Origin of the sequence: Rhodococcus sp. LB1 (genome assembly GCF_001583455.1) — a bacterium.
GTDB classification, from domain to species: domain Bacteria; phylum Actinomycetota; class Actinomycetes; order Mycobacteriales; family Mycobacteriaceae; genus Rhodococcus_F; species Rhodococcus_F opacus.
This window is the reverse complement of the sequence record NZ_LTCZ01000415.1, coordinates 1-25,941: the sequence shown is the minus strand read 5'-3', so window position 1 is coordinate 25,941 and position 25,941 is coordinate 1. Positions and strand designations below refer to the sequence as shown.

At 68.1% G+C, this 25,941-nt stretch carries 27 protein-coding genes and 1 pseudogene; 10 read left to right on the top strand and 18 right to left on the bottom strand.

Going from position 1 to position 25,941, the window contains the following annotated elements; genetic code table 11:
• Positions 1-30 precede the first annotated feature (30 nt).
• The 6 genes from AZG88_RS42135 to AZG88_RS42110 all read right to left on the bottom strand — a co-directional run bounded on the left by AZG88_RS42135 (position 31) and on the right by AZG88_RS42110 (position 6,828).
• Positions 31-1,539 carry an amino acid permease gene (locus AZG88_RS42135; protein WP_005240049.1) on the bottom strand — a complete coding sequence of 503 codons (1,509 nt, stop codon included), beginning with the start codon at positions 1,537-1,539 and terminating at the stop codon, positions 31-33.
• Between the two features lie 28 nt (positions 1,540-1,567).
• Complete coding sequence (locus AZG88_RS42130; protein WP_005240048.1) at positions 1,568-2,494, bottom strand: cation diffusion facilitator family transporter; 927 nt, start codon at positions 2,492-2,494, stop codon at positions 1,568-1,570.
• 78 nt (positions 2,495-2,572) lie between these two features.
• Positions 2,573-3,805: a mannose-6-phosphate isomerase, class I gene (gene manA, locus AZG88_RS42125; RefSeq protein ID WP_005240047.1), complete on the bottom strand. Its 1,233-nt coding sequence runs from the start codon at positions 3,803-3,805 to the stop codon at positions 2,573-2,575.
• Positions 3,805-4,884 carry a hypothetical protein gene (locus tag AZG88_RS42120; protein WP_025432289.1) on the bottom strand — a complete coding sequence of 360 codons (1,080 nt, stop codon included), beginning with the start codon at positions 4,882-4,884 and terminating at the stop codon, positions 3,805-3,807. Before AZG88_RS42120 ends, manA begins: the two co-directional genes overlap by 1 nt.
• Positions 4,885-4,961: 77 nt before the next feature.
• Complete coding sequence (locus AZG88_RS42115; RefSeq protein WP_025432288.1) at positions 4,962-6,329, bottom strand: phosphomannomutase/phosphoglucomutase; 1,368 nt, start codon at positions 6,327-6,329, stop codon at positions 4,962-4,964.
• 103 nt (positions 6,330-6,432) lie between these two features.
• Positions 6,433-6,828, bottom strand: coding sequence for a DUF3499 domain-containing protein (locus AZG88_RS42110; protein WP_025432287.1), 396 nt, complete (start codon positions 6,826-6,828; stop codon positions 6,433-6,435).
• 80 nt (positions 6,829-6,908) lie between these two features.
• Here AZG88_RS42110 and AZG88_RS42105 point away from each other — a divergent pair, with 80 nt between their 5' ends.
• Complete coding sequence (locus AZG88_RS42105; protein WP_029539455.1) at positions 6,909-7,400, top strand: metallopeptidase family protein; 492 nt, start codon at positions 6,909-6,911, stop codon at positions 7,398-7,400.
• 1 nt (position 7,401) lies between these two features.
• On the opposite strand, the gene AZG88_RS42100 is transcribed toward AZG88_RS42105, so the two are convergent.
• The gene (locus AZG88_RS42100; RefSeq protein ID WP_166680705.1) at positions 7,402-7,662 is read right to left on the bottom strand and encodes a WhiB family transcriptional regulator; all 261 of its coding nucleotides are present in this window, start codon (positions 7,660-7,662) and stop codon (positions 7,402-7,404) included.
• A 467-nt stretch (positions 7,663-8,129) separates the two neighbouring features.
• On the opposite strand from AZG88_RS42100, the gene cofD reads away from it, so the two are divergent.
• The 4 genes and pseudogenes from cofD to AZG88_RS42080 form a co-directional block, all read left to right on the top strand.
• Entirely contained in the window at positions 8,130-9,119 is a 990-nt protein-coding gene (gene cofD / locus AZG88_RS42095) for a 2-phospho-L-lactate transferase (protein WP_061041180.1), read from the top strand.
• On the top strand, positions 9,116-10,447 hold the full coding sequence (locus tag AZG88_RS42090) for a coenzyme F420-0:L-glutamate ligase (protein WP_061701065.1): 1,332 nt from the start codon (positions 9,116-9,118) through the stop codon (positions 10,445-10,447). Before cofD ends, AZG88_RS42090 begins: the two co-directional genes overlap by 4 nt.
• 10 nt (positions 10,448-10,457) lie before the next feature.
• A complete protein-coding gene (locus AZG88_RS42085; RefSeq protein ID WP_005240029.1) occupies positions 10,458-11,006 on the top strand; it encodes an NUDIX hydrolase in 549 nt (182 codons plus the stop codon).
• 297 nt (positions 11,007-11,303) lie between these two features.
• Positions 11,304-11,654 (top strand): annotated as a pseudogene (locus AZG88_RS42080) (zinc ribbon domain-containing protein); the annotation flags it as partial.
• An 87-nt stretch (positions 11,655-11,741) separates the two neighbouring features.
• On the opposite strand, the gene AZG88_RS42075 reads toward AZG88_RS42080, so the two are convergent.
• Genes AZG88_RS42075 through rfbD form a run of 3 tightly spaced genes read right to left on the bottom strand, consistent with a single transcriptional unit; the run spans position 11,742 to position 14,593 of the window.
• Positions 11,742-12,821, bottom strand: coding sequence for a sugar phosphate nucleotidyltransferase (locus AZG88_RS42075; RefSeq protein WP_061701064.1), 1,080 nt, complete (start codon positions 12,819-12,821; stop codon positions 11,742-11,744).
• The gene (locus tag AZG88_RS42070) at positions 12,811-13,710 is read right to left on the bottom strand and encodes a glycosyltransferase family 2 protein (RefSeq protein ID WP_061043495.1); all 900 of its coding nucleotides are present in this window, start codon (positions 13,708-13,710) and stop codon (positions 12,811-12,813) included. The genes AZG88_RS42075 and AZG88_RS42070 overlap by 11 nt, the downstream gene beginning before the upstream one ends.
• Positions 13,711-13,744: 34 nt before the next feature.
• Complete coding sequence (rfbD, locus tag AZG88_RS42065; RefSeq protein ID WP_082833618.1) at positions 13,745-14,593, bottom strand: dTDP-4-dehydrorhamnose reductase; 849 nt, start codon at positions 14,591-14,593, stop codon at positions 13,745-13,747.
• Positions 14,594-14,661: 68 nt separating this feature from the next.
• On the opposite strand from rfbD, the gene AZG88_RS42060 reads away from it, so the two are divergent.
• A complete protein-coding gene (locus AZG88_RS42060) occupies positions 14,662-16,191 on the top strand; it encodes an LCP family protein (RefSeq protein WP_442971773.1) in 1,530 nt (509 codons plus the stop codon).
• Positions 16,192-16,214: 23 nt separating this feature from the next.
• The gene (locus AZG88_RS42055; protein ID WP_061701062.1) at positions 16,215-16,934 is read left to right on the top strand and encodes a TIGR03089 family protein; all 720 of its coding nucleotides are present in this window, start codon (positions 16,215-16,217) and stop codon (positions 16,932-16,934) included.
• Here the strand turns inward: AZG88_RS42055 and AZG88_RS42050 are convergent.
• The 3 genes from AZG88_RS42050 to AZG88_RS42040 are packed head-to-tail and all read right to left on the bottom strand — an operon-like array spanning position 16,919 to position 19,083.
• Positions 16,919-17,275: a hypothetical protein gene (locus tag AZG88_RS42050; protein WP_231914387.1), complete on the bottom strand. Its 357-nt coding sequence runs from the start codon at positions 17,273-17,275 to the stop codon at positions 16,919-16,921. The genes AZG88_RS42055 and AZG88_RS42050 overlap by 16 nt on opposite strands.
• Before the next feature lie 37 nt (positions 17,276-17,312).
• On the bottom strand, positions 17,313-17,831 hold the full coding sequence (gene purE / locus AZG88_RS42045) for a 5-(carboxyamino)imidazole ribonucleotide mutase (RefSeq protein ID WP_005240013.1): 519 nt from the start codon (positions 17,829-17,831) through the stop codon (positions 17,313-17,315).
• Positions 17,824-19,083, bottom strand: coding sequence for a 5-(carboxyamino)imidazole ribonucleotide synthase (locus AZG88_RS42040; RefSeq protein WP_061701061.1), 1,260 nt, complete (start codon positions 19,081-19,083; stop codon positions 17,824-17,826). The genes purE and AZG88_RS42040 overlap by 8 nt, the downstream gene beginning before the upstream one ends.
• A 130-nt stretch (positions 19,084-19,213) precedes the next feature.
• On the opposite strand from AZG88_RS42040, the gene AZG88_RS42035 reads away from it, so the two are divergent.
• Positions 19,214-19,759 (top strand): GtrA family protein, encoded by a 546-nt coding sequence (locus tag AZG88_RS42035; protein WP_037179117.1) that lies wholly within the window; start codon positions 19,214-19,216, stop codon positions 19,757-19,759.
• A 3-nt stretch (positions 19,760-19,762) separates the two neighbouring features.
• Here AZG88_RS42035 and AZG88_RS42030 read toward each other — a convergent pair whose 3' ends face one another.
• From AZG88_RS42030 to AZG88_RS42010, 5 genes are read right to left on the bottom strand one after another with little or no spacing between them, the layout of a single operon-like run.
• The gene (locus tag AZG88_RS42030) at positions 19,763-21,097 is read right to left on the bottom strand and encodes a sensor histidine kinase (protein ID WP_025432277.1); all 1,335 of its coding nucleotides are present in this window, start codon (positions 21,095-21,097) and stop codon (positions 19,763-19,765) included.
• Between the two features lie 8 nt (positions 21,098-21,105).
• A complete protein-coding gene (locus AZG88_RS42025; RefSeq protein ID WP_061701060.1) occupies positions 21,106-21,786 on the bottom strand; it encodes a response regulator transcription factor in 681 nt (226 codons plus the stop codon).
• A gap of 39 nt (positions 21,787-21,825) precedes the next feature.
• Positions 21,826-22,383 (bottom strand): PH domain-containing protein, encoded by a 558-nt coding sequence (locus tag AZG88_RS42020; protein WP_061701059.1) that lies wholly within the window; start codon positions 22,381-22,383, stop codon positions 21,826-21,828.
• Positions 22,384-22,398: 15 nt separating this feature from the next.
• Complete coding sequence (locus AZG88_RS42015; RefSeq protein ID WP_025432275.1) at positions 22,399-22,956, bottom strand: HdeD family acid-resistance protein; 558 nt, start codon at positions 22,954-22,956, stop codon at positions 22,399-22,401.
• Between the two features lie 16 nt (positions 22,957-22,972).
• A complete protein-coding gene (locus tag AZG88_RS42010; RefSeq protein ID WP_005239995.1) occupies positions 22,973-23,821 on the bottom strand; it encodes a biotin--[acetyl-CoA-carboxylase] ligase in 849 nt (282 codons plus the stop codon).
• 116 nt (positions 23,822-23,937) lie between these two features.
• Here AZG88_RS42010 and AZG88_RS42005 point away from each other — a divergent pair, with 116 nt between their 5' ends.
• Together AZG88_RS42005 and AZG88_RS42000 are read left to right on the top strand one after the other, a co-directional pair.
• Positions 23,938-25,578, top strand: coding sequence for an acyl-CoA carboxylase subunit beta (locus AZG88_RS42005; RefSeq protein WP_061701058.1), 1,641 nt, complete (start codon positions 23,938-23,940; stop codon positions 25,576-25,578).
• Entirely contained in the window at positions 25,575-25,874 is a 300-nt protein-coding gene (locus tag AZG88_RS42000) for an acyl-CoA carboxylase epsilon subunit (RefSeq protein ID WP_005247234.1), read from the top strand. The genes AZG88_RS42005 and AZG88_RS42000 overlap by 4 nt, the downstream gene beginning before the upstream one ends.
• Positions 25,875-25,941: the final 67 nt, after the last annotated feature.

The window sequence follows — 25,941 nt, the reverse complement described above, 5'->3', positions numbered from 1 at the left end:
CGGCCACCGGACGCCGAATCCCGTTGCGTGTCAGACCTCGCCGCGGCTTCGTCTCTCCATCATCGAATGGCGGCGGCTGTAGGCGAAGTAGATGATCACGCCGAGCGCCATCCACACGATGAACCGGATCCACGTCTCGACCGACAGATTCACCATCAACCACAGGCAGGCGAGGACGGCGAGGATGGGCACCCACGGAACCAGTGGGACACGGAATCCGCGGGGCAGGTCCGGTCGTGTCCGGCGCAGCACGATCACGCCGATCGACACGAGGACGAACGCGAACAGCGTTCCGATGTTGACCATTTCCTCGAGGGTGCCGATCGGGAAGATGCCCGCGAGCACGGCAACCACGACACCGACGAGCACGGTGATCCGAACAGGTGTGCCGTGCTTGCCGGTCGGCGCCAGGCGCCTGGGCATCAGTCCGTCCCGGGACATGGCGAACAGAACCCGGGTCTGCCCGAGCATCAGCACCATCACCACGGTGGTGAGGCCCGCGAGCGCACCGAACGAGATCAGGTTCTTCGCCCACGTGATCCCGTGGATGCCGAAAGCGGTGGCCAGATTGGAACTGTCCCCGGCCAATTCGTGGTAGTCGACCATGCCGGTGAGCACCAGCGTCACCGCCACGTACAGGATCGTCACGATCAGCAGCGATCCCAGAATTCCGCGGGGCAACGCCTTCTGCGGATCCTTCGTCTCCTCGGCGGTGGTGGCGACGATGTCGAAACCGATGAACGCGAAGAACACCAGGCTCGCCGCCGCCAGCAGGCCGTACCAGCCGAACGTGCTGCCGCCGGCGCCCGTGACGTAGGAGAACAGGGACTGGTGGATGCCCTCGCCCGTGCTGCCCGCCTCGGACGGAGGGATGTACGGGGAGTAGTTGTCGGTGTCGATGTAGAACGCGCCGACCACCACCACGACGAGCACCACGGCCACCTTGATCGAGGTGATCACGAGTGAGACCCGCGACGACAGCTTGGTGCCCGTCGCCAGCACGACGGTGATGATCGCGACGATGAGTACCGCACCCCAGTCGAACGTGACCGAGCCGAGCTGCGCCACCGGGGTGTGGTTGCCGATCACCTCACCGAGATAGAGCGACCAGCCCTTCGCCACGACCGACGCGGCGAGCGCGAATTCGAGGATGAGGTCCCAGCCGATGATCCACGCGATCAGCTCACCGAAAGTCGCGTACGAGAACGTGTACGCGCTGCCCGCGACCGGAACGGTCGAGGCGAACTCGGCGTAGCAGAGCGCGGCGAGCCCGCACGCGATGGCGGCGATCACGAACGCCGCCGACACGGACGGACCGGCGACGTTGCCTGCGGTGCGCGCGGTGAGCGTGAAGATGCCGGCACCGATGACGACGGCCACGCCGAAGACGGTCAGGTCCCACGCCGTCAGATCCTTGCGGAGTTTGGTTTCCGGTTCGTCCGTGTCTCGGATCGACTGCTCGATCGACTTGGTGCGGAACAATCCGGTCGGCCTGCCGCCTAGGTGCGGTTCTCCGCTGCCTTTGTCCTGGATGGCCACATCAGCCTCCTCAATCGAAAGTTGCCGTTCAGCCTATGCCTTCGGTTGCCCGGAACAGGTCGGGTTCGATGTAGATGCGGCGAGCCGCGGGGACCGCGCCGCGCACTCGCGCCTCGGCCTCGTCGATGGCCTCGGCGACGGCGCTGATGTCCGATCCGGCGGCCACCGCCACTTTCGCGGCCACGAGAATTTCCTCGGGTCCGAGGTACTGCGTCTTGCAGTGGATGACGCGCTCGATCTTCTCGCCGTCGACGAGGGCGGCGAGAATGCGCGACTCCTCGTCGGCGGTGGCTCCTTCACCGATCAGCAGGCTCTGCATCTCGACGATGAGGATGATCGCGATGATTCCGAGCAGGGCGCCGATACAGAGGGTGCCGACACCGTCCCACACCGGATCCCCGGTGAGCATCGTCAGTCCGACACCACCGAGCGCGAGGACCAGACCGACCAGTGCGCCGGTATCCTCGAGCAGCACGACGGGAAGCTCCGGGCTGCGCGACGTGCGAATGAATCCCCACCAGCTCGCCTGCCCCTTGAGGGGACGCGACTCCCGCACGGCGGTGAGGAAGCTGAACGCCTCGAGCCCGATGGCGATTACCAGGATGACCACCGCCACGAGGGGCGACGTGAGTTCCTCGGGGTGCTGGATCTTGTGGATGCCCTCGTAGATCGCGAACAGCGAACCGAGGCTGAACAACACGAGCGCGACGACGAACGAGTAGAAGTAGCGGCTACGCCCGTAACCGAACTGGTGCAGGTCGTCGGCGGCGCGTTCGGCCTTCTTCTGGCCGAGCAGGAGCAGGCCCTGGTTGGAGGTGTCGGCCACCGAGTGCACGGATTCCGCCAGCATCGACGACGAGCCGGTGATCAGGAAGCCGGCGAACTTGGCTACCGCGATACCGGCATTGGCGCCGAGCGCGGCGAGAATCGCCTTCTTTCCCCCATGAGCCGACAACTGACTTCTCCTCTCGGTCGCACACGACCCTCACGACGGGCCGCGGAGCCCTTCTCGGATCGCAGGGCGGGTCACAGGCTACGCGATCGGCGGGCCGACCCTCGCACTGAACAACTGGGCGGACTCGGTGCCCGCGGTCACCACGACTTCGGGGTCCTCGGCCGCGATCCAGACGGCGTTGCCCTGGGACAGGTCGAGGGCATCGGTTCCGCACCGCAACTCCACCGAACCCGAGGTGCACAGCAGAATGTGGGGCCCCTCCGAGTCGAGCCGGTGCTCCGTGGGGCCGTCCGGCGACAGATCGATCCGCGCGAGGACGAATTCCGGCGCCGGTGTGGAGTACACGAATTCGCCACGGCCCGGGCGTTCTTCCGCTTCCAGTATCGGAATGTCGACGGTGTCGAAGTCGAGGACGCGCAGCAACTCCGGAACGTCCACGTGCTTGGGCGTGAGTCCCCCGCGCAGCACGTTGTCGGAGTTGGCCATGATCTCGACGGCCATCCCGTGCAGGTAGGCGTGGAGGTTGCCCGCGTCGAGGTACAGGCCCTGCCCTGGTTCGAGGGTGACCCGGTTCAGGAGGAGCGCGGCCAGCACCCCCGCATCCCCCGGGTACACCTCACTCAATTCGAGGGCGGTGCGGATCTCCGCCGCGAACTCACCGTCCTTGGTGTTCGACAGATAGGCGACGCATCCGTCGAGCACCCTCGGCATCAGTGCGCCGAGCACCGGCTGCGGCAACGTGATCCACGTGGTGAACAACGCGCGGAGACCGTCCGAGTCGGGTTGCCCGGCAATCAGGCCGGCGTAGGGCTGCAGCTCCGGAACCGCGATCGCCTCGAGCAGTTTGACGGTCCGCTGCGGGTCCCGGAAACCGGCGAGCGCGTGGAACCGGCTGAGGGCCACGACGAGTTCCGGTTTGTGGCTGGCGTCCTTGTAGTTGCGCACCGAGGATTCGAGCGGAATTCCCGCTTCGTTCTCCCGGGCGAAACCCTCCCACGCCTGCTCGGCGCTCGGATGGGCCTGCAACGACAGTGGTTCCTCCGACGCGAGCAACTTCAGCAGGAACGGGAGACGTTCGCCGAACGTCTCCACACTCCGCTTGCCGAGCTGGCGTTCGGGTTCCGAGTGCACCAGGTCCAGAAGGGACCGGGGGCCCTCCTCCGTGAGGACGCGGGCCGGGTCACCCGGGTGCGCGCCCAACCACAGTTCCGCCTCCGGATGCGCCGTGGGAACCGGAAGTCCACGCAGCTGTGCGATGGCTGTGCGCGATCCCCACGCGTAGGACCGGAGCGCACCTTCGAGTCGGTGCACTAGATACCGCCGATCAACTGGAGATACGCGGCAGTCATGTCGAGCCTGCCGACGAGAACCGCCGCCTGTTCCAGCTCGGGACGCTGCGACGGAACCTGACCCTCGTCCGAGGACGCGACGACGAGATCGACGTCGCCCAGAGCGGCGATCCGGCGTTCGACGAGCATCCGATCGGCGTCGGCCGACAACACGAACGTGCGCACCGGGCTCGCCGACGGTGGACCGTCCAACTCGGGATCGTGGAATATCGAGTCGTGCGCGGAGAGCGCCTGGTCGACACGGAACGTGCCCGCCGCGCTCAGAACGTCCGGAAGCTCCGACGCGGTCGCCACCCGGCCCGCGTGCAGCAGCGCCTCGGCGCCGTGCCGGGCCAGTTCCACCGTGCTCTCCGTATCGCCCGTGAGCACGATACGGCGTCCCTGCATGCGGGAGGCCAACGATTTCGCGGGATTGTGGAACACCTCGCTGTTCGGCCTGTCGCGCAGCGCCTCACCGTCGACGGCGTCGGCGATCTGCTCGAGGTCGGGAACCTCGTCACCCCAGCGTTCCGAACCGACCACCCGGAGGACGGCCAGCAGAACGGCGAAGTACCGGAGCAGACCGTGCCGGGTGAGTGCCCGGACCCGCGGCGCGAACATGACGACGCGTCCGGCCGCCGCGGCCTGCAAGGGTCCCTCGTCCGGTGCCGCCACCACCACTTCGGCGCCGCGGCGCACCGCCGCGTCGATGGCCTGCACGAGCCGCGGGTCGCCTGCGTCGTCGCCGGCCACCACGACCACGTCGAGCGGGCCCACCCACACGGGGGTCCGGGTGGCGCGCACCAGCGGGAAACCGATCCGTTCGGCGAGGACCGCCGTCAGGATCGCCGCCCCGCGGCTGGCCCGCCCCGCACCGGTCACCACCACCACACTGCGCGGACGCAGCCCCTGCAGTCGTTCGAGCGCCCCCTCCTCGACCGCGGACCGGGTGGCCCGGATCTGGGCACCCCCCATGGCGGCGGATCGCAACACACCCTCGGTGTCCGCCGCAACCAGTGCGTCCCCGTCGTCCAGATCGACCAGGGGCGTCGGCGCTGTCATGACACCGCACCCCCTTTCTTCATCAGTGCAAGCCACATCCGCAGCACGAGCAGAACCTGTACTTCCAACTATGGCAGTCAGGCTCGGACGATGCCCAGTATCTCGGTAACGAGTGCATCTACCTCGGCCGCCGTCGCCGCCTCCACGTTGAGTCGCAGGAGCGGTTCGGTGTTGGAGGCCCGCAAGTTGAACCACGCGCCGTCCGCCAGTGCGACCGTGACACCGTCGAGCCGATCCACGTCCGTGGTGCGCTCGGCGAACGCCGACAGCACCGCGTCGGTCCGTTCGGCGGCGTCCGCGACGGTCGAGTTGATCTCGCCCGACGCCGCGTACCGCTCGTACTTCGCCATCAGCTCGGACAGCGGACGATCCTGCTCCCCCAGTGCCGCGAGGACGTGCAGTCCGGCGAGCATGCCGGAGTCGGCGCCCCAGAAGTCGCGGAAGTAGTAGTGCGCGGAGTGCTCGCCGCCGAAGATCGCGCCCGTCTCGGCCATCTGCTGCTTGATGAACGAATGCCCCACCCGGGTGCGGATCGGGTGTCCGCCCAGCTCGGTCACCAGCTCCGGCACCGCGCGGGACGTGATGAGGTTGTGGATGACGGTCGCGCCGGGCTCCTTGGCCAGCTCCCGCTCGGCGACCAGGGCTGTGACGGCGGACGGCGACACCGGGTTGCCGAGCTCGTCGACCACGAAGCAGCGGTCGGCGTCGCCGTCGAACGCCAGACCGATGTCGGCACCGGTCTCACGGACGTACCGCTGCAGGTCCACGAGGTTGGCCGGGTCGAGCGGGTTCGCCTCGTGGTTCGGGAACGTGCCGTCGAGCTCGAAGTACAGCGGTTCCAGCTTCACCGGCATCGGCTCGAACACGGCGGGGACGGTGTGCCCGCCCATGCCGTTGCCCGCGTCGACGGCCACCGTCAGCGGGCGGAGGTCGGAGAGGTTCACCAGTCCGCGGACGAAACTCGCGTACTGCTCGAGCACGTCCTCCTCGGACACCGTGCCGGGAGCGCCGTCGAACGCGGGAACCCCGTCGACGACCTCGGCCGCGATCGTGGCGAGGCCCGTCTCCTGGCCCACCGGCTTCGCGCCTGCGCGGCACAGCTTGATGCCGTTGTACTTCGCCGGGTTGTGGCTCGCCGTGAACATCGCACCCGGGCAGTCGAACAGCCCCGAAGCGAAATACAGCTGATCGGTGGACGCGAGTCCGATGAGGACGACGTCCAGGCCCTGGTCGGTGACGCCGTCGGCGAATGCGCGGGCCAGTTCCGGGGACGACGCGCGCATGTCGTAGCCGATCACGACCTTCGTGGCGCTGTCCTCGCGAACGAGTCGTGCGAATGCGCCACCCACGTCCTGCACGAACGCGGCGTCGATGTGTTCACCGACGACACCCCGCACGTCGTAAGCCTTGATCACGGCATGTACGGACTCGGCTGTTCGCGCCACTTCTTGTTTCTCCTTTACGAGCACCAGTGCTGGCGCAAGCCTAATGCCTGCCCGTCGCGGGCACGGCACGCCGCGGACCGCAGGCCCGGAGGCAGGCTGGACGTCAGTTGGAAGGGTCGGGAAGTACCCGCAGGTGGCCGCGACGACCGGTGCGCGCCGGGCTGGGCTGGGTGCCGGTCTCCGCGCGATCCTCGGTGGACACGGCCCGTTCGGACCGCCCGCGATCGCCGAGGCCCGCCTCCCGCACGGCCTCCGCCAGCGCGGTCAGATCGTCCTCGTCCGGGGTGCTCGACGAGAACCCACCCTCGTACCGAACCAGTTCCCAGCCCTTGGGTGCGGTGATCCTCGACGCGTGCGTTTCGCACAGATCCCACGAGTGCGGCTCGTCGACCGTGGCAAGCGGGCCGACGACGGCGGTGGAGTCGGAGTAGACGTACGTGAGCGTCGCGACAGCGGGGTTCTTGCACCCGGGGCGGCAGCATCGACGCAGAGATCTCACAGCTAGGAAGCCTAGCCCCACGAAGGCCCGACACCTACTCGGACACACCGAGAGTGTGCGGCTGTCGTAATGTCCACACCATGTCCAGAGCACGACGCAGGCGTCCCGTGACCACCCGATCCGTCGACCGACGGGGACGGGGAATCCGCGGCTCCGTGTTTCCTCCGGACGCGCCGGCACGACGGAGCCGCGCAGAGAAGTTCGATCTGGTGGTGCTCGAGGCATTCGCGCCGATCGACGCGCGCTGGCGCGAACGCCTGACGAAGCTGGACATCGCTGTCGACGAGGTCCCGAAGATTCATGCGCTCGACCCGGATTCGGTCAACTGGCCCGCCGAGGTCGTGGCGGACGGGCCCGTGCCACTGTCCCGACTGATCCCGGCCGGCATCGACCGGCACGGATCCACGACGCGGGCGCGAGTCGTCCTGTTCCGACGACCGCTCGAACAGCGCGCCAAGGACCCGGACGACCTCACCGACCTGGTGCACGACGTGCTCGTACAGCAGGTGAGTACGTACCTCGGAGTCGAACCCGAGGTCATCGACCCGGATTTGCCGGGCGACGAAGACTGAACTAGACGATCCCCCGCTTCAGGCGCCGGCGCTCACGCTCCGACAGGCCGCCCCAGATACCGAACCGCTCGTCATTGGCCAGTGCGTAGTCGAGGCACTCGTCCCGCACCTCACAGCCCAGGCAGATGCGCTTCGCTTCCCTGGTGGAGCCTCCCTTTTCGGGGAAGAAGGCCTCCGGGTCGGTCTGCGCACAGAGCGCGCGTTCCTGCCACTGATCCTCGATGGTCTCGAACAGTTCGTCGAAACCGGTCACCAGACTCAACGCCGGGCGGGGGCCCGTCGTCTCGACTTCCTGTGCGACGAGTTCCGGCACAGGAATTTCTTTCACACTGCCTTCTTGCACACAGACTTCTTGAACACAGACGCCGTCCGCTGCGCCTGCTTCGGAATTGGTCTGCGGTTCGTCGCTTACTGTGCTCCAGCGAGTCTCCGACTCGATCTGCTCATTGGGCATCGTTCCGCCTCCTCACCTGTGATAGCGCAGAAAATTTCGATCGATCATGTACCCCGAACCGAACACCCCTGCCACCCCTTCGAACAACCGTTCGAATTGATCCCCGCTGCAAGTGATTCCACGCCCACAACGTCGGAATGACATATTTGTGATTAGACACGCCCAGCGTGTCGCGGTCAAGCTAACCGTCGAAAGTCGATTACTATTTCGCGCTCTCGATTCGCTCCGCGGAAGCAGCCCACAGGAGGCGGGCGGCCACCGCCTAGGCTTGCATCGTGAACGTGACTGTATTGGTTGGCGGGGTGGGCGGGGCCCGGTTCCTGCAAGGTGTGCGGAGGTTGCTCGGGGTCGATGCGCCCGGTCGTGGGGGTGCCGGTTCCGGTCATTCCATCACCGCGGTGGTCAATGTCGGTGACGACGTGTGGATGCACGGGTTGCGGATCTGCCCGGACCTGGACACCTGCATGTACACCCTCGGGGACGGCATCGACACCGGGCGTGGGTGGGGGCATGCCGGTGAAACCTGGAACGCCAAGGCCGAACTCGCCGCCTACGGTGCGAAACCGGATTGGTTCGGGCTCGGTGACCGGGACATCGCGACGCATCTGATCCGCACGCAGATGCTGCGGACGGGGTATCCGTTGTCGGCGGTGACCGAGGCGTTGTGCAACCGGTGGCAGCCGGGTGTGACGCTGCTGCCGGTGACCGACGATCGTAGTGAAACTCACGTCGTGATCACCGATCCCGAGGACGGGGAGCAGCGGGCGATCCACTTCCAGGAGTGGTGGGTGCGGTACCGCGCCCAGGTCCCGACGCACAGCTTCGCGCACATCGGCGCCGAGCAGGCCGCCCCGGCGCCGGGGGTGCTCGAGGCGATCGAGACCGCCGACATCGTGCTGCTGGCACCGTCGAATCCGGTGGTCAGTGTCGGGGCGATCCTGGCGGTGCCGGGGATCCGGGGTGCGCTCCGCACCACCGCGGCGAAGGTGGTCGGGATCTCGCCGATCGTCGGCGGAAAACCGTTGCGCGGCATGGCCGACGAATGCCTCGACGTGATCGGCGTCGAAACCTCCGCGGAGGCGATCGGCCGCTGGTACGGGGCCCGGTCCGGGACCGGGATCCTCGACGGCTGGCTGGTTCACGACACCGACACCGCCGAGGTCCCCGGTGTCGAGGTGGCCCGGGTGCCGCTGATCATGACCGACCCTGACGCCACCGCCGCGATGGTGCGGGCGGCGCTGGACGTGGCGGGGGTGACGCTGTGAGCGACCGCACCGGTTCCGCCCGGCTCGATCACGCCCCGGGCGGCGCGCTCGAGATCCGCCCGGTGATCGGTCTGCCCGAGTTCCGGCCCGGCGACGACCTGGCGGCAGCCGTGGTCGCGGCCGCGCCGTGGCTCGCCGAAGGGGACGTGCTGGTGGTCACCAGCAAGGTGTTCTCGAAGGTCGAGGGCCGGATCGTGTCCTCGCCGACCGACCCGGACGAACGCGATGCCGCCCGCCGGCGGCTGGTCGAGCAGGAAGCGGTCCGGGTCGTGGCCCGCAAGGGCCGGACCCTGATCACCGAGAACCGGCTCGGGATCGTGCAGGCCGCCTCGGGCATCGACGGCTCGAACGTGGAGGGCTCCGAACTGGCGCTGCTGCCGGAGGATCCCGATGCCAGCGCCCGAACCTTGCGCGATGCGATCGAGGTGGCGCTCGGGGTGCGGGTGGCGGTGGTGGTCACCGACACCATGGGCCGGGCGTGGCGCAACGGCCAGATCGACGCCGCGATCGGCGCAGCCGGGCTTCCGGTGTTGCACGGGTACGCCGGGTCCCGCGACAGTCAGGGCAACGAACTGGTGGTGACGGAGGTGGCGGTCGCCGACGAGATCGCCGCGGCGGGGGATCTGGTCAAGGGCAAACTCGGCGGGGTACCGGTCGCGGTCGTGCGTGGCCTGGATCTGGTCGACGACGGTTCGCGGGCACAGGATCTGATCCGGCGCGGCGCCGAGGACCTGTTCTGGCTCGGCACCACCGAATCGGTCGAGATGGGGCGGGCGGAGGCGTTGCTGCTGCGCCGCTCGGTCCGGCAGTTCGCGACCGACCCGGTTGATCCGGATGCGGTGCGGGCGTCTCTCGCGGACGCCCTGACCGCGCCCGCACCGCACCACACCCGACCGGTCCGTTTCGTGTGGGTCCGCACCCCCGCCGTCCGCGACGCACTGCTGACCCGGATGCGGAAGCAGTGGCGCACCGACCTGGCCGCCGACGGGATGAGCGCAGACGCGGTGGCGGCGCGGGTGGTGATCATCCCGTTCTGCGTCCCCGACGGCGCCCACAGCTACCCCGACAAGCGCCGGCAGGCGGCCGAGGCGACGATGTTCACCGTCGCGGCCGGTGCCGCAGTGCAAGCACTGCTGGTGTCGTTGGCCACCAAGGGAATCGGCAGCTGCTGGATCGGGTCGACGATCTTCGCCCCGGACCTCGTCCGCAGCACCCTCGACGTGCCCGCCGACTGGCAACCACTCGGCGCGGTCGCCGTCGGCCACCCCCTCGAACCACTCACCCCCCGACACGCCGCCGACCCCGGCGACGCCCTGATCGAGAGATGACCCACGCGCAATGAGCGCCGAATCACTACACCGCACCGCGACCGCCGCGCTCGAGGGCTGGAAAACGCTCGACGAGAACGACGAATCGTTGCGCCACACCATGCTCGCGTTCCTCGCGTCGGCGCCGCTCGGGTGCCTGCGTGAGCACGCACCCGGACACATCACGGCGTCGTCCCTCGTCCTGGACGAGGGAGGATGTCACGTGCTTCTGACCCTGCATCCCCGGGTCGGCCGGTGGATCCAATTGGGCGGGCACTGCGAGCCTTCCGACGAGACCGTCGTCGACGCCGCGCTGCGGGAGGCGTGCGAGGAATCGGGAATTCCCGACCTCCGCATCGATCCCGACCTGCTGTCGGCGCACACCCACCCGATCACGTGCTCACTCGGACAGCCCACCCGGCACCTGGATCTCCGGTTCCTCGTCCGCGCGCGTCCCGACGCCCACATCGTGCGCAGCTCCGAATCGACGGACCTCCGCTGGTGGCCGGTGGACGCACTGCCGCCGAACGCGGAGAAGTCCACGATCGACCAGCTCGTACACCTGGCCGGACTGCGCTAGGGGCGCTGTTCCGACGTCGGGCGTTTCGCCGAGATACGGTCGCCGGAGGATGTTCCCCAGATCGCCGGGTCGGCGTAGCCGAGATCCCCCGAACGGCCGCAAGGTGCTCGGCAACCCGATCCGATCGTCCGCGTAATCCGTTGGGACGCCTCGGGTCCGGATCGCCGATCCCTCCGTGAACGAATCGTCGAGCGCCACTCAGCGTGTGAAGCCGTGCGTCACTTCACCAGCGCTTCGGCGGAAGCCGGGCCCTTCATGGCCGGAGGTAGCCGATCAGCGTTGCGTGGTAGAGCCGGGACTGCACGTGGAATCGTCCTGGAAGACCTTTCCGGGATCCGCGAGCGGGTACGGCTGGCCAAGGCACAGCGGCAACAACTGCACTCGTGGGCGTATGCACAGTTGCGGGACTTCGTCACCTACAAAGCCGCGTCGGTGGGTGTCCCTGTGGAGGTCATCAACCCGCGGAACACCTCGCGGACGTGCTACCCGTGCGGGCACGTCGACAAGGCGAACCGGATCACACAGGATCGGTTTGTGTGCCGGGTGTGTGGACATGTCGATCAGGCAGATCACAATGCCGCGTTGAACATCGGCTACCTGGGGTACGTGAAGTACATGACCACGACGCACGGCTATTGGGCCGCCTAATCAACCGGCCTACAGTCGGCGCGCCTGACAGCCAGTCGGGGACGCGACTGGCAAACCCGCCCTTCAGGGCAGGGATACGTTGATCTCTCACACGTCCGTGCTGAAGCGGACCCCGCCGTCGGGCAACGTCACTCCCGGCCACACCCGGGCGCCGCGCAGGAGTTCACATCGGGCGCCGATGTCGGCTCCGTCACCGATCACCGCGTCACGCACCAGAGCCCGCGGCCCGATGCGTGCCCCGAAACCGATGATGGACCGTTCGACGGTCGCTCCCGCCTCGACCACGGCGCCGTCGAACAGCACCGCGCCGTCGAGTCGTGCGCCCGCACCCACCTCGGCGCCGCGACCGACGACGGTTCCGCCGATCAGCAGCGCACCCGGGGCGACACCCGCACCCGGGTGGACGAGCGATTCGCCGCGGGGACCGTCGAGCGCAGGCGACGGAGCGATGCCCCGCACCAGGTCCGCGGAACCGCGCACGAAATCCTCGGGGGTGCCCATATCGCGCCAGTACGAGGAGTCGACGTGTCCGTACACGCGGGCGTCCTCGGCCAGCAGCGACGGGAACACCTCGCGCTCCACCGACACCGCGCGTCCCTCGGGGATCCGTTCGATGATCTCGCGCTTGAAGACGTAGCAGCCGGCATTGATCTGGTCGGTCGGCGGGTCCTGCGTCTTCTCGAGGAACGCGGTGACCCGGCCGTCGGCGTCGGTGGGCACGCAGCCGAACGCCCGCGGATCCCCCACCCGCACGAGGTGCAGGGTGACGTCCGCGTCCCGGTTCCGGTGGGTGTCGAGGATCGCGCCCAGGTCGGTGCCGCCCAGGACGTCACCGTTGAAGACCATGGCGTGGTCACCACGCAGCTTCGGCAGAACGTTGCGAATGCCGCCACCGGTGCCGAGAGGCTCGGTCTCGGTGACGTAGTCGATCTCGAGTCCCAGCTTCGAGCCGTCGCCGAAGTAGTCCTCGAAGACCTCCGCCTTGAAGGATGTGCCGAGGACCACGTGCGTGATCCCGGCCGCCCCGATCCGCGCGAGCAGATGCTGGAGGAACGGCAGACCCGCCGTGGGCAGCATGGGCTTGGGCGCCGACAACGTCAGCGGGCGAAGCCTCGTTCCCTTACCGCCGACCAGCACCACTGCATCGGTCGTCTTCTCAATTGCCATGAGTCGTTCCCCCCTCGTTCTGGTTCGTGCGTCGTTCCCGGACCGCGGCAGCCACGGCGATCTTCGACCGCACTGCCAATCCTCCCCGAAGTGCCCACCGCAGCGGCGCCTGCCACCAGTGGGGATGACGATCGGCCTGGAACCGGTACGCGCTCTGATGGTGAGCGGGCAGCATCAGTTCCGGATGCTTGCCCGCGGCGTGCCCCTTCGCGTGGGTGACCTCGGCGGAGGGCACGTACACGTTGAGCCACCCGGCCTTGCCCAGTCGGTCGCCGAGGTCGACGTCCTCCATGTACATGAAGTAGCGGGAATCGAAGCCGTTGATCGAGTCGAAGGCCGCCCGCCGCATCAGCAGGCACGAACCGGACAACCAGCCGACCGACCGCTCACTGACCGTCTCGTTCTCCTGGCGGTAGCCGGCAGTCCACGGGTTGGACGGCCACACCGTGCCCAGAATCGCGTGCCCTGCCCCCGACACGAGGTCGGGCACCTGGCGCGCCGACGGGTAGACGCTCCCGTCGGGTTCCAGAACGAGAGGTCCGAGCGCCCCCGCTCGCGGCCAGCGCTCGGCGGCCGCGAGGAGTACGTCGATCGATCCGGGCGCCCAGCGAACATCCGGATTGGCGATGACGACGAACTCGATCTCGTCGTCGATCTCCGCCACAGCCCTGTTGATGGCACCGCCGTAGCCGATGTTCCCGCCGGTGCGCAGCAGGCGCACGTGGTCGTGCGCCGCGTCCGCGGCCTCGGGGGCGCCGTCCGTCGATCCGTTGTCGGCCATCACGACCTGCGGATCTTCTTTCGTCGCCTCGGCGAGAGTGCCCAGGAATTGCTCCAGATGCTCACCTGGCGAAAAGGTCACCGTCACCACGGCCAGCTTCGAACTCACGCGGGCAAGCGTAGCCGTTGAGAGAGGGTCCGCCTCACACCGCTGCATGCAGGGCGGCATGCAACGCGTCTCGCCACGGCCGCAACGGGGTCAACCCGACATCGGCCCAGGCGCGACCGGACAGCACCGAGAACGCCGGTCGAGGGGCGGGCCGCACGAACTGGGCACTCGTGCACGGCCGCACTCGCTGCGGGTCCGCGCCTGCTTCCTCGAACACGGCGCGCGCGAGGTCGAACCAACTCGCCCGTCCCGAATTGGTGGCGTGCAGCACCGGCGCGTCGACGTCGCTGCGACCGGCGAGTTCGAGCAGCGCGCCGGCCAGGTCGCCGGCGAATGTGGGCGAGCCCACCTGATCGTCCACGACGTCGACCGTGTCACGTTCACGCTCGAGCCGGAGCATGGTCGAGACGAAGTCGGAGCCGACCCCGGTGTAGACCCATGCGGTGCGCACGACATGGGCGGACGGAAGTGCTGCGTGGACGGCGCGTTCGCCGGCGAGTTTGGTGCGTCCGTAGGAAGTAGCCGGACCGGTCGGAGCGTCCACCTCGTACGGCGTGTCGCCCTGCCCGGCAAACACGTAGTCGGTGGACACATGGATCAGCCGGGCACCTACCCGGGCGCACGCCGCCGCCAGATTCGCAGGCCCCAGCTCGTTCACCGCCCGGGCGGTGTCCTCATCCGACTCCGCAGCGTCGACCGCCGTGTACGCGGCACAGTTGATCACCACCGATCCACCTTCGACCTGCGCATTCACCGCGTCGGCATCGGTGATGTCGAGCTCGTCCGACCCCACACCCCGAGCCGGGATTCCGGTCGCCGCGGCCCGCCGGAGAAGATGCCCACCCAGCTGTCCCCGGGCGCCGGTCACAAGGATGTTCGTCACGGGGGTCAGTCTGGCACGCCGATCGACGCCTCCCTGCTCCCGGCGCGTCGACCAGTAGCCTGGTTTCCGTGTCACACGAGCAACCCCCACCAGACGCACCCCTGAGCACGGCTCGGCGGCCGATTCACATCGCTGTGGCGGTGCTGTCGGTGCTCGCCCTCGTCGTGACGGGATTCGCCTGGCGGAGCATCGACTCGCTGCGCAACAATCTGGCAACCGCGGGCGGTCTGGGACTCGGCGGAAGCGCCGACGGCGCCGTCGACATTCTCATGGTCGGAACCGACAGCCGCACCGACGCCCACGGCAACCCCCTGTCCCAGGACGAACTCGACTCGCTGCGGGCCGGCGAAGAAGTGGCGTCCAACACCGACACCATCGTCCTCATCCGCGTTCCCAACGACGGAAGCTCCGCCACCGCCATCTCGATCCCCCGCGACTCCTACGTCGACGTGCCGGGCATCGGCATGTCGAAGATCAACGCCGCGTACGGCGCAACCAAGGAGACCGAGCGGCTCCAACTCGTCGAGGACGGAGCCACCGACAAGGAAGCCGAGGAGGAGTCGACGAAGGCCGGCCGTGAGGCGCTCATCCAATCGGTGGCCGATCTCACCGGGATCACCGTCGACCACTACGCCGAGGTCGGACTGCTCGGGTTCGTCCTCCTCACCAACGCCGTCGGCGGCGTCGACGTCTGCCTCAACGAACCGGTGGACGAGAACATGTCCGGCGCGCACTTCCCCGCCGGTGAGCAGACCCTGAAGGGGGCGGACGCACTGAGCTTCGTGCGTCAGCGCCACGACCTCCCGCGCGGCGACCTCGACCGCATCGTGCGTCAGCAGGTGTTCATGGCCTCGCTCGTCGGCAAGGTGCTGTCCGCGAAGACTCTCAGCGACCCGGGCAAACTGAACGAACTCAGCGGCGCCGTGCAACGCTCGGTCGTGCTCGACGACGACTGGGACATCATCGAATTCGCCACCCAACTGCAGGACCTCGCCGGCGGCAAGGTGCAGTTCGAGACGATTCCGGTCGCGGATCTCAACGGCATGACCGACTACGGCGAGTCCATCGTCGAGGTCAAGCCGAAGGACGTGAAGAAGTACGTGGCCGGTCTCGTCGGCGAGGAACCCACCGACTCGGAAGACACCACCACGTCCGAGACCCCCGAGATCGACGCCTCGACCGTCACCGTCGACGTCGCCAATGCCAGCGACGTCGGGGGCCTCGCGAACGGCGTCGCCGACGCCTTGACGTCGCTCGGCTACGGCCAGGGTGAGGTCGGCAACTACACGGGCGCGTCGGTGAGCGAGACCACCGTCTTCGCGCACTCCGCCGACGACGACAGCGCCAAGGCGGTCGCCGCAGCACTCGGTGGACTCCCCACCGACACCGACGCGACACTGCCCGAAGGCTCGGTGCGGGTGGTGCTGTCGGGTGACTACCAGGGCCCGACGTCCGCCGAGACCACCAGCACCACCACGTCATCCGAGTCGTCGGAGACAGGCCTCGAGCCCGCGTCCACGGCCGGAACGACCCCCACCCCGGCACCGCCCGGCCCGCCCATCGATGCCGGCTCGTCGGGCCCGCGTTGTGTGAACTAGAAAACGAGAGACGGATCGTGTCCATGAACCATGCGTCCCGCACGCTGACCGACGCCCTGCTCGACCCCATCCTGAAGAACGACCCGGCCGGACCGCGCGTCACTTTCTACGACGACGCCACCGGCGAACGGGTCGAACTCTCGGCCCTCACGCTCGCCAACTGGGCGGCCAAGACCGCCAACCTGCTGCGTGACGAATTCGGCGTCGAGCCCGGCGCTCGCGTCGCGATGCTCCTTCCCGCACACTGGCAGACCGCCGCGGTTCTGCTCGGCGCATGGTGGGCCGGCGCCGAGGTCGTGCTCGAACCCGATGCGGACGCCGTGATCGCACTCGTCTCGGCCCAGCACCTGGGCGACGTCGAGGACGTACCCGAGGTAGCGGCGCTGTCGCTGGACGCGTTCGGCAGGCCCGTCCCCGACCTCCCCGTCGGCATCACCGACTACGCCACGTCCGTGCGCGTCCACGGCGACCAGTTCCGGCCGACGGTCGCCGGACCCGCACTGGCGGGCAAGAGCGTCGACGACGTTCTCGCCGCAGCGCTCGCCTCCGCCGAATCGCAGGGGATCACCGGTACCGACCGGGTGCTCTCCGAAGAGGCGTGGGACTCCCCCGACGCCCTGATCGACGGTCTGGTGGCCGTCTTCGCGGCCGGCGCGTCGCTCGTGCAGGTCACCAACGCCGACCCCGCAGCCCGGTCGAGGCGCGTGGACACCGAGAAGATCACCCGTCAGCTCTCCCGGTAGCCGCCGTCCGCGAGGCCCGCGGCGATCTCGAACCTGTTGCGGGCACCGCGGTGCCGCAACTCCTCGGACAGGTACCGCAGCGCGAAGGTCCACCCGTACGTAGCCCATTGGTCGGCGTGGACCGCTTCGTGTCGCACGAGCGCTCTCGCCGGGTCCCGGCCGGTGAGAAATGCACCGCCGATCGTCGTCCCGCCGCGCGCGTACCCACCCCGCATCCCGCTGCACACGAAGATGCCGTACTCGGCGTCGAACGTGATGCGGGCGCCCCACAGCCGGGCATACGCCAACGCCAGCCGTGTGATCGCCGCGGACTGGGCGTTCCCCCGCGAAGCGCGGATCATCGGCACACCGCGGCTGCGTTTCACCGGCGCAGGATACTCAGCCCAGCAGCTTGTCGCGCAGTGCCTTGTCCTTGTCCAGGACCATCTTCTCGAGCCCGTCCTGGAACGCGACCATCTGCTGCTGCAGGGCGGGGTCGGAGGCGCCGAGGATGCGGACGGCGAGCAGACCGGCGTTGCGGGCGCCACCGACGGACACGGTCGCGACGGGGACGCCTGCGGGCATCTGCACGATCGAGAGCAGCGAGTCCATGCCGTCGAGGTATTTCAGCGGGACGGGCACACCGATGACGGGCAGTGGGGTGGCCGACGCGACCATGCCCGGTAGGTGGGCGGCGCCCCCGGCGCCGGCGATGATCACCTGGATGCCGCGGCCGGCCGCGTCCTTCGCGTAGTCGAGCATGCGCTGCGGTGTGCGGTGCGCGGAGACGACCCCGACCTCGAAGCGCACACCGAACTCGGCGAGCGCCTCCGCGGCGGCCTCCATGGTGGGCCAGTCGGAGTCGCTGCCCATGATGAGCCCGACCTGTGCGCCCTGTCGTGCTGCCGTGTCACTCACCGTGTATATCCCATCCGTCGGTCCATTCAGCGTGCGAGAGCCAGTGCGCGGCGCGCTCGGCGCGCTCGCGCACCCGCGCCACGTACTCGGGGTCGTCGATCGAGCCGGGTCCGCCGACGATGTTCACGTGGCCGATCTTCCGGTCCTCACGTTCACCCTTGCCGTACAGGTGAACCTTCGCGTCGGGCATCCGGGCGAAGAGGTGGTGGACGCGTTCGTCCATGCTCATCTCGGGGGCGGTCGGCGCACCGAGCACATTCGCCATCACCGTGATCGGCGCGAGCGGTGCGGTGTCGCCGAGCGGGTAGTCGAGGACCGCGCGCAGGTGCTGCTCGAATTGGGAGGTGCGAGCACCGTCCATGGTCCAGTGGCCGGAGTTGTGCGGGCGCATCGCGAGTTCGTTGACGACGAGCGCGCCGTCGGTGGTTTCGAACAGTTCGACGGCCATCGCGCCGACCACACCGAGTTCGGAGGCGATGCGGAGCGCCAGTTCCTCGGCGGCCTCGGCGACCGAGTCGGGCAGTGCGGGGGCGGGGGCGAGGACGACGGCGCACTGTCCGTGCCGTTGCACCGTCTCCACGACGGGCCACGTGGCGCCCTGCCCGAACGGCGACCGCGCCACCATCGCGGACAGCTCACGCCGCATCTCGACCTTCTCCTCGACGATGAGGGAGACACCCTGGTCGAGTTGCCGGGTGACGATGCGCTCGGCTTCGTCGGAATCGTCGGTGATCCAGACGCCGCGACCGTCGTATCCGCCGCGGACGGCCTTGATCACGACCGGCCATCCGTGTTCGGCGCCGAATTTGACGACGTCCTCGGCCCAGGTCACCTCGGCGTACGCCGGAACGGGTGCGCCGAGTTCGGCGAGCTTGCGGCGCATCGCCAGCTTGTCCTGCGCGTAGATGAGCGCGGTCGGCGGCGGTTGCACGTTGACACCCTCGGCGACCAGGACGTCGAGATGCTCGGTCGGCACGTGCTCGTGGTCGAAGGTCAGCGCGTGCGACCCGACCGCGGCCCTGCGGAGCGCGCCGAGGTCGGTGTGGCTGCCGAGGACGACGTCGGGAGTCACCTGCGCCGCGGGTTCGTCGGCGGTGCCGGAGAGCACCCGCAGGGTCTGGCCGAGCGCAATCGCGGCCTGGTGGGTCATCCGCGCGAGTTGGCCGCCACCGATCATCGTCACGACGGGTTGCCCGGCGGTCAGATCGCGGGGTGTCGTGGGACGCGGTGTGGAGTCAGAGTTGCCGGTCACGGGTCACTAGTTTGTCACGTCCGGCGCGAGGTTCCGCCGCCGAGGTGCCGGACCGCAGTTTCTGTGATTCTCCTGATGATCTCGCCGCCAATTGGTGGTATTCGGTCGGACTTTCGTAAACTCATCCGTTGTGTCATTTGTCGACGGCGTCCTAGCACGCGTTCCCCAGCCTTTTCGGGCTCTCGCGTTGCGGCATCACGAACTGATCAAGTTCGCGATTGTGGGCGGCACCACCATGATCTTCGACCTCGCGATCTTCTATTCGCTGAGCCTGACGATCCTCGAAGAGAAGCCCGTAGTCGCAAAAGTTCTGTCCGGAATTCTCGCGACCGTCCTGAGCTACATTCTCAACCGCGAATGGTCGTTCAAGAACCGTGGTGGGCGTGAACGACACCACGAGGCCCTGCTGTTCTTCACGATCAGCGGGATCGGCGTGCTCCTCGCCGCCGCGCCCCTGTGGATCGCCAACAACGTGTTCGACATCCGTGCCAGCCAGGAGAACCTGACCACGCTGGTGGTCGTCGACTTCGTGCTCAACTACATCATCGGAAACCTGCTGCAGATGGTGTTCCGCTTCTGGGCACTCCGCCGGTTCGCCTTCCCCGACGAGAACGTGCACATCATCGATCCGGATCTCGTCGACGAGGCCGTCGAGGAAGAGTTCGGCCACTCCTGATCGTCAGCGCGGTTCCCGGGTCCCGGTGACTCGCGTCGGCACGTGTTCGCGCGCGATGGGAACGAAGATCGCGAACAGGGCCGGGCGGCGACGCTGCAGCTCCAGCCGGCCGCCGTCCGCCTCGATGAGTGCACGGGCCAGCGCCAGGCCCACACCGGTCGAACCGGCCCCCGAGAACCCACGGTCGAAGATGTGTGGCGCCAGGTCGTTGCTGACCCCGACCCCCTCGTCCGACACCTCGACGCACACCATCGTCTCCCGGGGCGACGTCTCCTCGCCGGGCGTCCTGAGATTCTGACCCTGGATCAGACGCACCGCGACGGTGCATGTCCCCGCCCCGTGCATGAGCGCGTTGTCGACGAGCACCGCGACGGCCTCGCGGAGCCGGGAACCGGTGGTCGACGCCATCACGTTCGTGTCCCCCCGCAGCACCAGCTCGCGGTCCGCGTCTTCGAACGGCCGCTTCCAGTCCGCGATGACCACGCTGAGTTCCCGGATCACCGACACGTGGGTCTCGGTGCCGCTGCTGCGTGACGAGCGGACCAGTTCGTCGATCGCGACGGTCAGACGGTCCACCTGCGCCATCGCCTCGTCGGCCTCGACCACGACTGCGGGATCCGAGTGCACGGACAGCTCGTCGAGCCGGAGACGGACAGCTGTGAGGCGGCTGCGGAGCTGATGGGAGACGTCCGCGACGAGCGCGTGTTCGCGCTGCAGCCGGCCCGCGATCTCGACGGTCGCGGAATCCAGGACGTCGGAGACACGGTCGAGTTCGGGGATGCCGTGACGTCGCACGTCCGGCCGGAAGTCGCCCTCCGCGAGCCGGGCCGCCCGGTTGGCGACGTCCCGCAGCGGATCGGCGAGCCGCTTCGCCGTGACGTAGGCGACTACGGTGCCTGCGGCGATGGATACGAGCACCAGCAGCGCGACGGCACCGACCGCCTGCCGTTGCTGGGTGCGCATCTCGTCGGACGGCACCTCGAGGCGGAGCGAACCGGACGTGCCCATCGCGAGGGATTCCACGAGAGGCGACTGCACGGACGATTCGCCGATGTCCACTCGGGCGGCGCCGTCGTCGGTGGTCGGATAGACCACCACCAGGCGGCCCCCGGCGGGCGTCAGCAGACGCAGCGAGTTCGTGTCGAGATCGCCCTCGACGACGCCGTTGATGCCCTCCTGGGTGATGATCTCCGTCGCCATCCGATCGAGGCGGACCTGAAGATCGCTCCGATTGAAATCCTCGACCCACAACCACGCCGTGTAGATGAGCGGCACACCGAGCAGCAGCGCCGTCAGGATCACGACTGCGAGGATCGACTGGAGAATTCTGCGGCGCACTACCCCGCCTAGTCGGTGTTGATGCGGAAACCGACGCCGCGGACCGTCGCGATGCGACGCTCGGCGGCGGGGCCCTCGTCACCGATCTTCCGGCGAAGCCACGACATGTGCATGTCGAGTGTCTTCGAGCCGCGCAGTTCCACGTCGCCCCACACCTCCGCGAGGATGGTGTCGCGGGACACCACCTGTCCCGCGTGTTCGAGCAGCACCCGCAGAAGCTCGTACTCCTTGTTGGCGAGGGCGATCTCGGTTCCGTTCACGAGAACCCTCCGGGCCGCCGGTTCGAGTCGGATCCCGCCGACCTCGACGACGGAATCCTCGCCGCCGCCGCGGCGGCGCAGCAGGGCGCGCACCCGTGCCATCAGTTCCGCCAACCGGAACGGCTTGCCCACGTAGTCGTCGGCGCCCGCGTCGAGTCCGACGACGAAGTCGACCTCGTCGGTGCGCGCGGTGAGCATGAGCACCGCCAGTTCCGAACTGTGGGCGCGCACTTGCCTGCACACCTCGAGCCCGTCCATCCCGGGGAGTCCGAGGTCCAGGATCAACAGGTCGTATGATCCGTCGAGCGCCTGCTCCAGCGCTGCCGGGCCGGTCTGCTCGATGGTGACGTCGTATCCCTCCCGGCCCAGTGCCCGCGACAGCGGGGCGGCGATGGCTTCGTCATCTTCGGCAAGCAATACAGCAGTCACCTCCACAGCGTACGGAGGTGCGCAGACGGCTGTGACCGGTTACCAGCCTTTGCCGGTGTCGGCGTCGCCGCGCGGGTCGTCTCGGTCTCGTTCGCGGTGGAGATCCATCGCGTCGAACACCTGGTGATAGAGCAGCGAGTGGACGCGCTGGACGTCGGGGATGTCGTCGAATTCCAGTGGATCGTCGGAGGACGACACGATGACCAGCGTTCCGGTACGGAGCACCCGGTCGAGGAGGCCGTGCCGGAACTGGACGTTGCTGATGCGCCCCATCGGAATGTCGATCCCGGTGTGCGTCATCACACCCTGGCGGATGAGTACGCGACGATCGGTGACGATGAAGTGGGTGAACTTCCAGCTGAGAAACGGCGCGACACAGCGCCATACGACGAGGCCCAGCCACACCACGAGGACGACGACGAGCACGACGTTCAGCGCGGAGCCGTCCAGCTTGTTCTCGGCGAAGCCCGCCGCGAAACCCGCCACGGCCGTTGCCAGCAGAAAGGTGACGGCGGGGAGCAACAGCATCTTCCAGTGTGGATGACGGTGAAGCAGCAGTTCCTCGTCCTCGGCAAGGGCGTCCTCCGGATATCCCATGCGAAGAGTGTGCCTCTACCGCATGCGGCTGAGCACGATCGGGGTAATGACGATGATGATGCCGTACAGCACCATCCACACGCCGACCACGATCACGAACACCTCGAGTGACAGTTCGGGCTGCAGGAGCACGAAGCCCCCGGCGACGACGCTGATCACCCCGAGCACGATGGTCAGCCCGCGATCCGCGACCGAACCCGACGCTCCCGCGACGATGTCGAGGACACCGCGGAACACCCACCACGCGCCGACGACGAGCGCGATGATCACGACCGTCTGGAGTGGGCTCCGCAGTACGAGGAACGCCAAAAGTATTGCCAGAGCACCGGATACGCCCAGCAGGGTTCGTGCACCGCCCCCGGCGTCGACGTCGGCGAACGCCCGGATGATCTGGACGATGCCGAATCCGAAGAATTGGATGGCGATCAGGACGGCCACCACGGTGAGCGTGACGTGCGGCCAGACGAGCACTGCGATGCCCAGTCCCAGGGTGAGCAGACCGAGCACCACCGTGAGGCCGGTCAACGTGCGCCGGGCTGCGGTGACGGAGGACTCCGGAATTGAGGTACTCATGTACCACAGTGTCGCACTACTCGGTGCGCACCGGGCGTAAATGTGTGATGTCACCTGCGGAGACGGCGACGGTGCCCGGTTGCCCGTCGGGCGCGATCACGACCCGCCCCTCGGCGTCGACGTCCGTGGCGATCCCGATCAGTTCGCGCCCGCCGGGCAGTTCGGCACGCACCCGCTGACCGAGCGTGCCGCAGCGCGCGCGGTAAGCCTCCGCGATTTCGGTGACGTCCCAGTTGGAGTCGTGCCATTGCTGCCAGCGATCGGCGATCGCGCGGAGCACCGCCCGCACGAGGGTGTCGCGGTCGGTGACCTCGGCATCCTCGAGCACGAGCGACGTCGCGTGTGTCACCGGAAGTTCGTCCCGCGTGAGGCTGACGTTGAGTCCGATCCCGACGACCACCGCGGGATCCGGTGTGGTGGCGGACACCTCGGCGAGGATCCCGGCGACCTTACGACCGTCGATCAGCACGTCGTTGGGCCACTTCAGGTCCGCGGGCACCTTCGCGACGGCCCGCAGCGCGTCGACGACGGCGACTCCGGTCAGCAGCGGCAGCCACCCCATGTCGTTGACGCTCATGCCCGGCATCGTCAACAGCGCGGAGACGGCGATCTGCGCCTGCGGCGGACTCACCCAGGCGCGTGAGTGGCGGCCGCGGCCGCTGCCCTGGAACTCCGCGAGCAACACGTGCCGGTCGCTGTCCGACGCCGCGGCCCGCGCGAGGAGATCGGCGTTGGTGGACCCGGTCTCCTGGACCACGTCGAGCCGCGCCCAGAACCTGCGGGTATCGCTGTCGTCGTCACCGCGGACGAGCGCCGCACGCAGATTGTCGGCGTTGAGAGGGGGTCGGTTCAGGTCGGTCCACATCACCACAGCCTAAGACGAGGCGGAAAAGGTACTGGTCAGTAGCCGGGTCCGGGCAACCCGCCGCCTGACCACCTCCCTTGGCAGAAGCTCGCCGGCTCTCGTTAAGCTGACCTGTCATGACCACTGTTCAGGAGCCGAGCGCGGCGGAGTCGGCGAGTACGCCCGATATTCACACGACGGCGGGAAAGCTCGCCGACCTGCGTAATCGTCAGGCCGAGGCGCAGCACCCGAGCGGTGAAGCCGCGGTCGAGAAGGTCCACGCCAAGGGCAAACTCACCGCTCGCGAACGCATCACCGCCCTGCTCGACGACGGCAGCTTCGTCGAACTCGACGCCCTCGCCCGGCACCGCTCGGTGAACTTCGGCCTCGCCGACAACCGCCCCGTCGGCGACGGCGTCGTCACCGGCTACGGCACCGTCGACGGCCGCGACGTCTGCGTGTTCTCCCAGGACGCCACCGTCTTCGGCGGCTCGTTGGGCGAAATCTACGGCGAAAAAATCGTCAAGGTCATGGACCTCGCCCTCAAGACCGGCCGCCCCCTGATCGGCATCAACGAAGGCGCCGGCGCCCGCATCCAGGAAGGCGTCGTCTCCCTCGGCCTGTACGGCGAAATCTTCCACCGCAACGTCCAGGCCTCCGGCGTCATCCCGCAGATCTCCCTGATCATGGGCCCCGCCGCCGGCGGCCACGTCTACTCCCCCGCCCTGACCGACTTCGTCGTCATGGTCGACCAGACCTCCCAGATGTTCGTCACCGGCCCCGACGTCATCAAAACCGTCACCGGCGAAGACGTCACCATGGAAGACCTCGGCGGCGCCCACACCCACATGGTCAAGTCCGGCGTCGCCCACTACGTCGCCTCCGGCGAACAGGACGCCCTCGACTACGTCAAGGACCTGCTGTCCTACCTACCCAGCAACAATCAGGCCGCGGCCCCCCGGATGCTGCCCACCGACCCGATCACCGGGTCCATCGAAGACTCCCTCACCGCCGAGGACCTCGAACTCGACACCCTCATCCCGGACTCGGCGAACCAGCCCTACGACATGCACGAGGTCATCCGCCGCATCCTCGACGACGACGAATTCCTCGAGGTCCAGGCCGAACGGGCCGGCAACATCGTCGTCGGCTTCGGCCGCGTCGACGGCCGCTCCGTCGGGATCGTCGCCAACCAGCCCACCGTGTTCGCCGGCTGCCTCGACATCGACGCCTCCGAAAAAGCCGCCCGCTTCGTGCGCACCTGCGACGCATTCAACGTCCCCATCATCACCCTCGTCGACGTCCCCGGCTTCCTGCCCGGCACCGACCAGGAATACAACGGCATCATCCGCCGCGGCGCGAAACTGCTCTACGCCTACGGGGAGGCCACCGTCGGGAAGATCACCGTCATCACCCGCAAGGCCTACGGCGGCGCCTACGACGTGATGGGCTCCAAGCACATGGGCGCCGACGTCAACCTGGCCTGGCCCACCGCCCAGATCGCCGTCATGGGCGCGTCCGGCGCCGTCGGATTCGTCTACCGCAAACGCCTCCTCGAGGCCGCCAAGAACGGCGACGACGTCGACGCGCTGCGCCTGCAACTGCAGCAGGAATACGAGGACACCCTCGTCAACCCGTACGTCGCCGCCGAACGCGGCTACGTCGACGCCGTCATCCCCCCGTCCCACACCCGCGGACAGATCGTGGCCGCCCTGCGCCTGCTCGAACGCAAAATGGTCACCCTCCCGCCCAAGAAGCATGGGAACATCCCGCTGTGAGCGGCGGCGAATCATTCGGCACCTTGACCGCGGAATTGGTGGTCGACGAGGTGCTCGACGAGATCGCGCTGGGCGCCGGCATCGCCGAGGAGCCGCCGGCGGCGCCGGCCGTGACGTTCACAGGCAACCCGAGCGACACGGACATCGCCGCGGTGCTCGCAGTGTTCGCTGCGATCGCCTCGTCCGGTTCCGCGGCGGAAGCGCCCGCGTCCGATAACGATTCGTGGGGCACTCCCGCCCTCATTCTGCGTCGGCAAGTAGCCGCCGCTGCCGTCCTGGTCAACGCAGGCTACTGAAACTGTAGAAAAGGGAAGACATTTCGATGAGTAGTGCACGTATTTCCAAGGTGCTCGTCGCGAACCG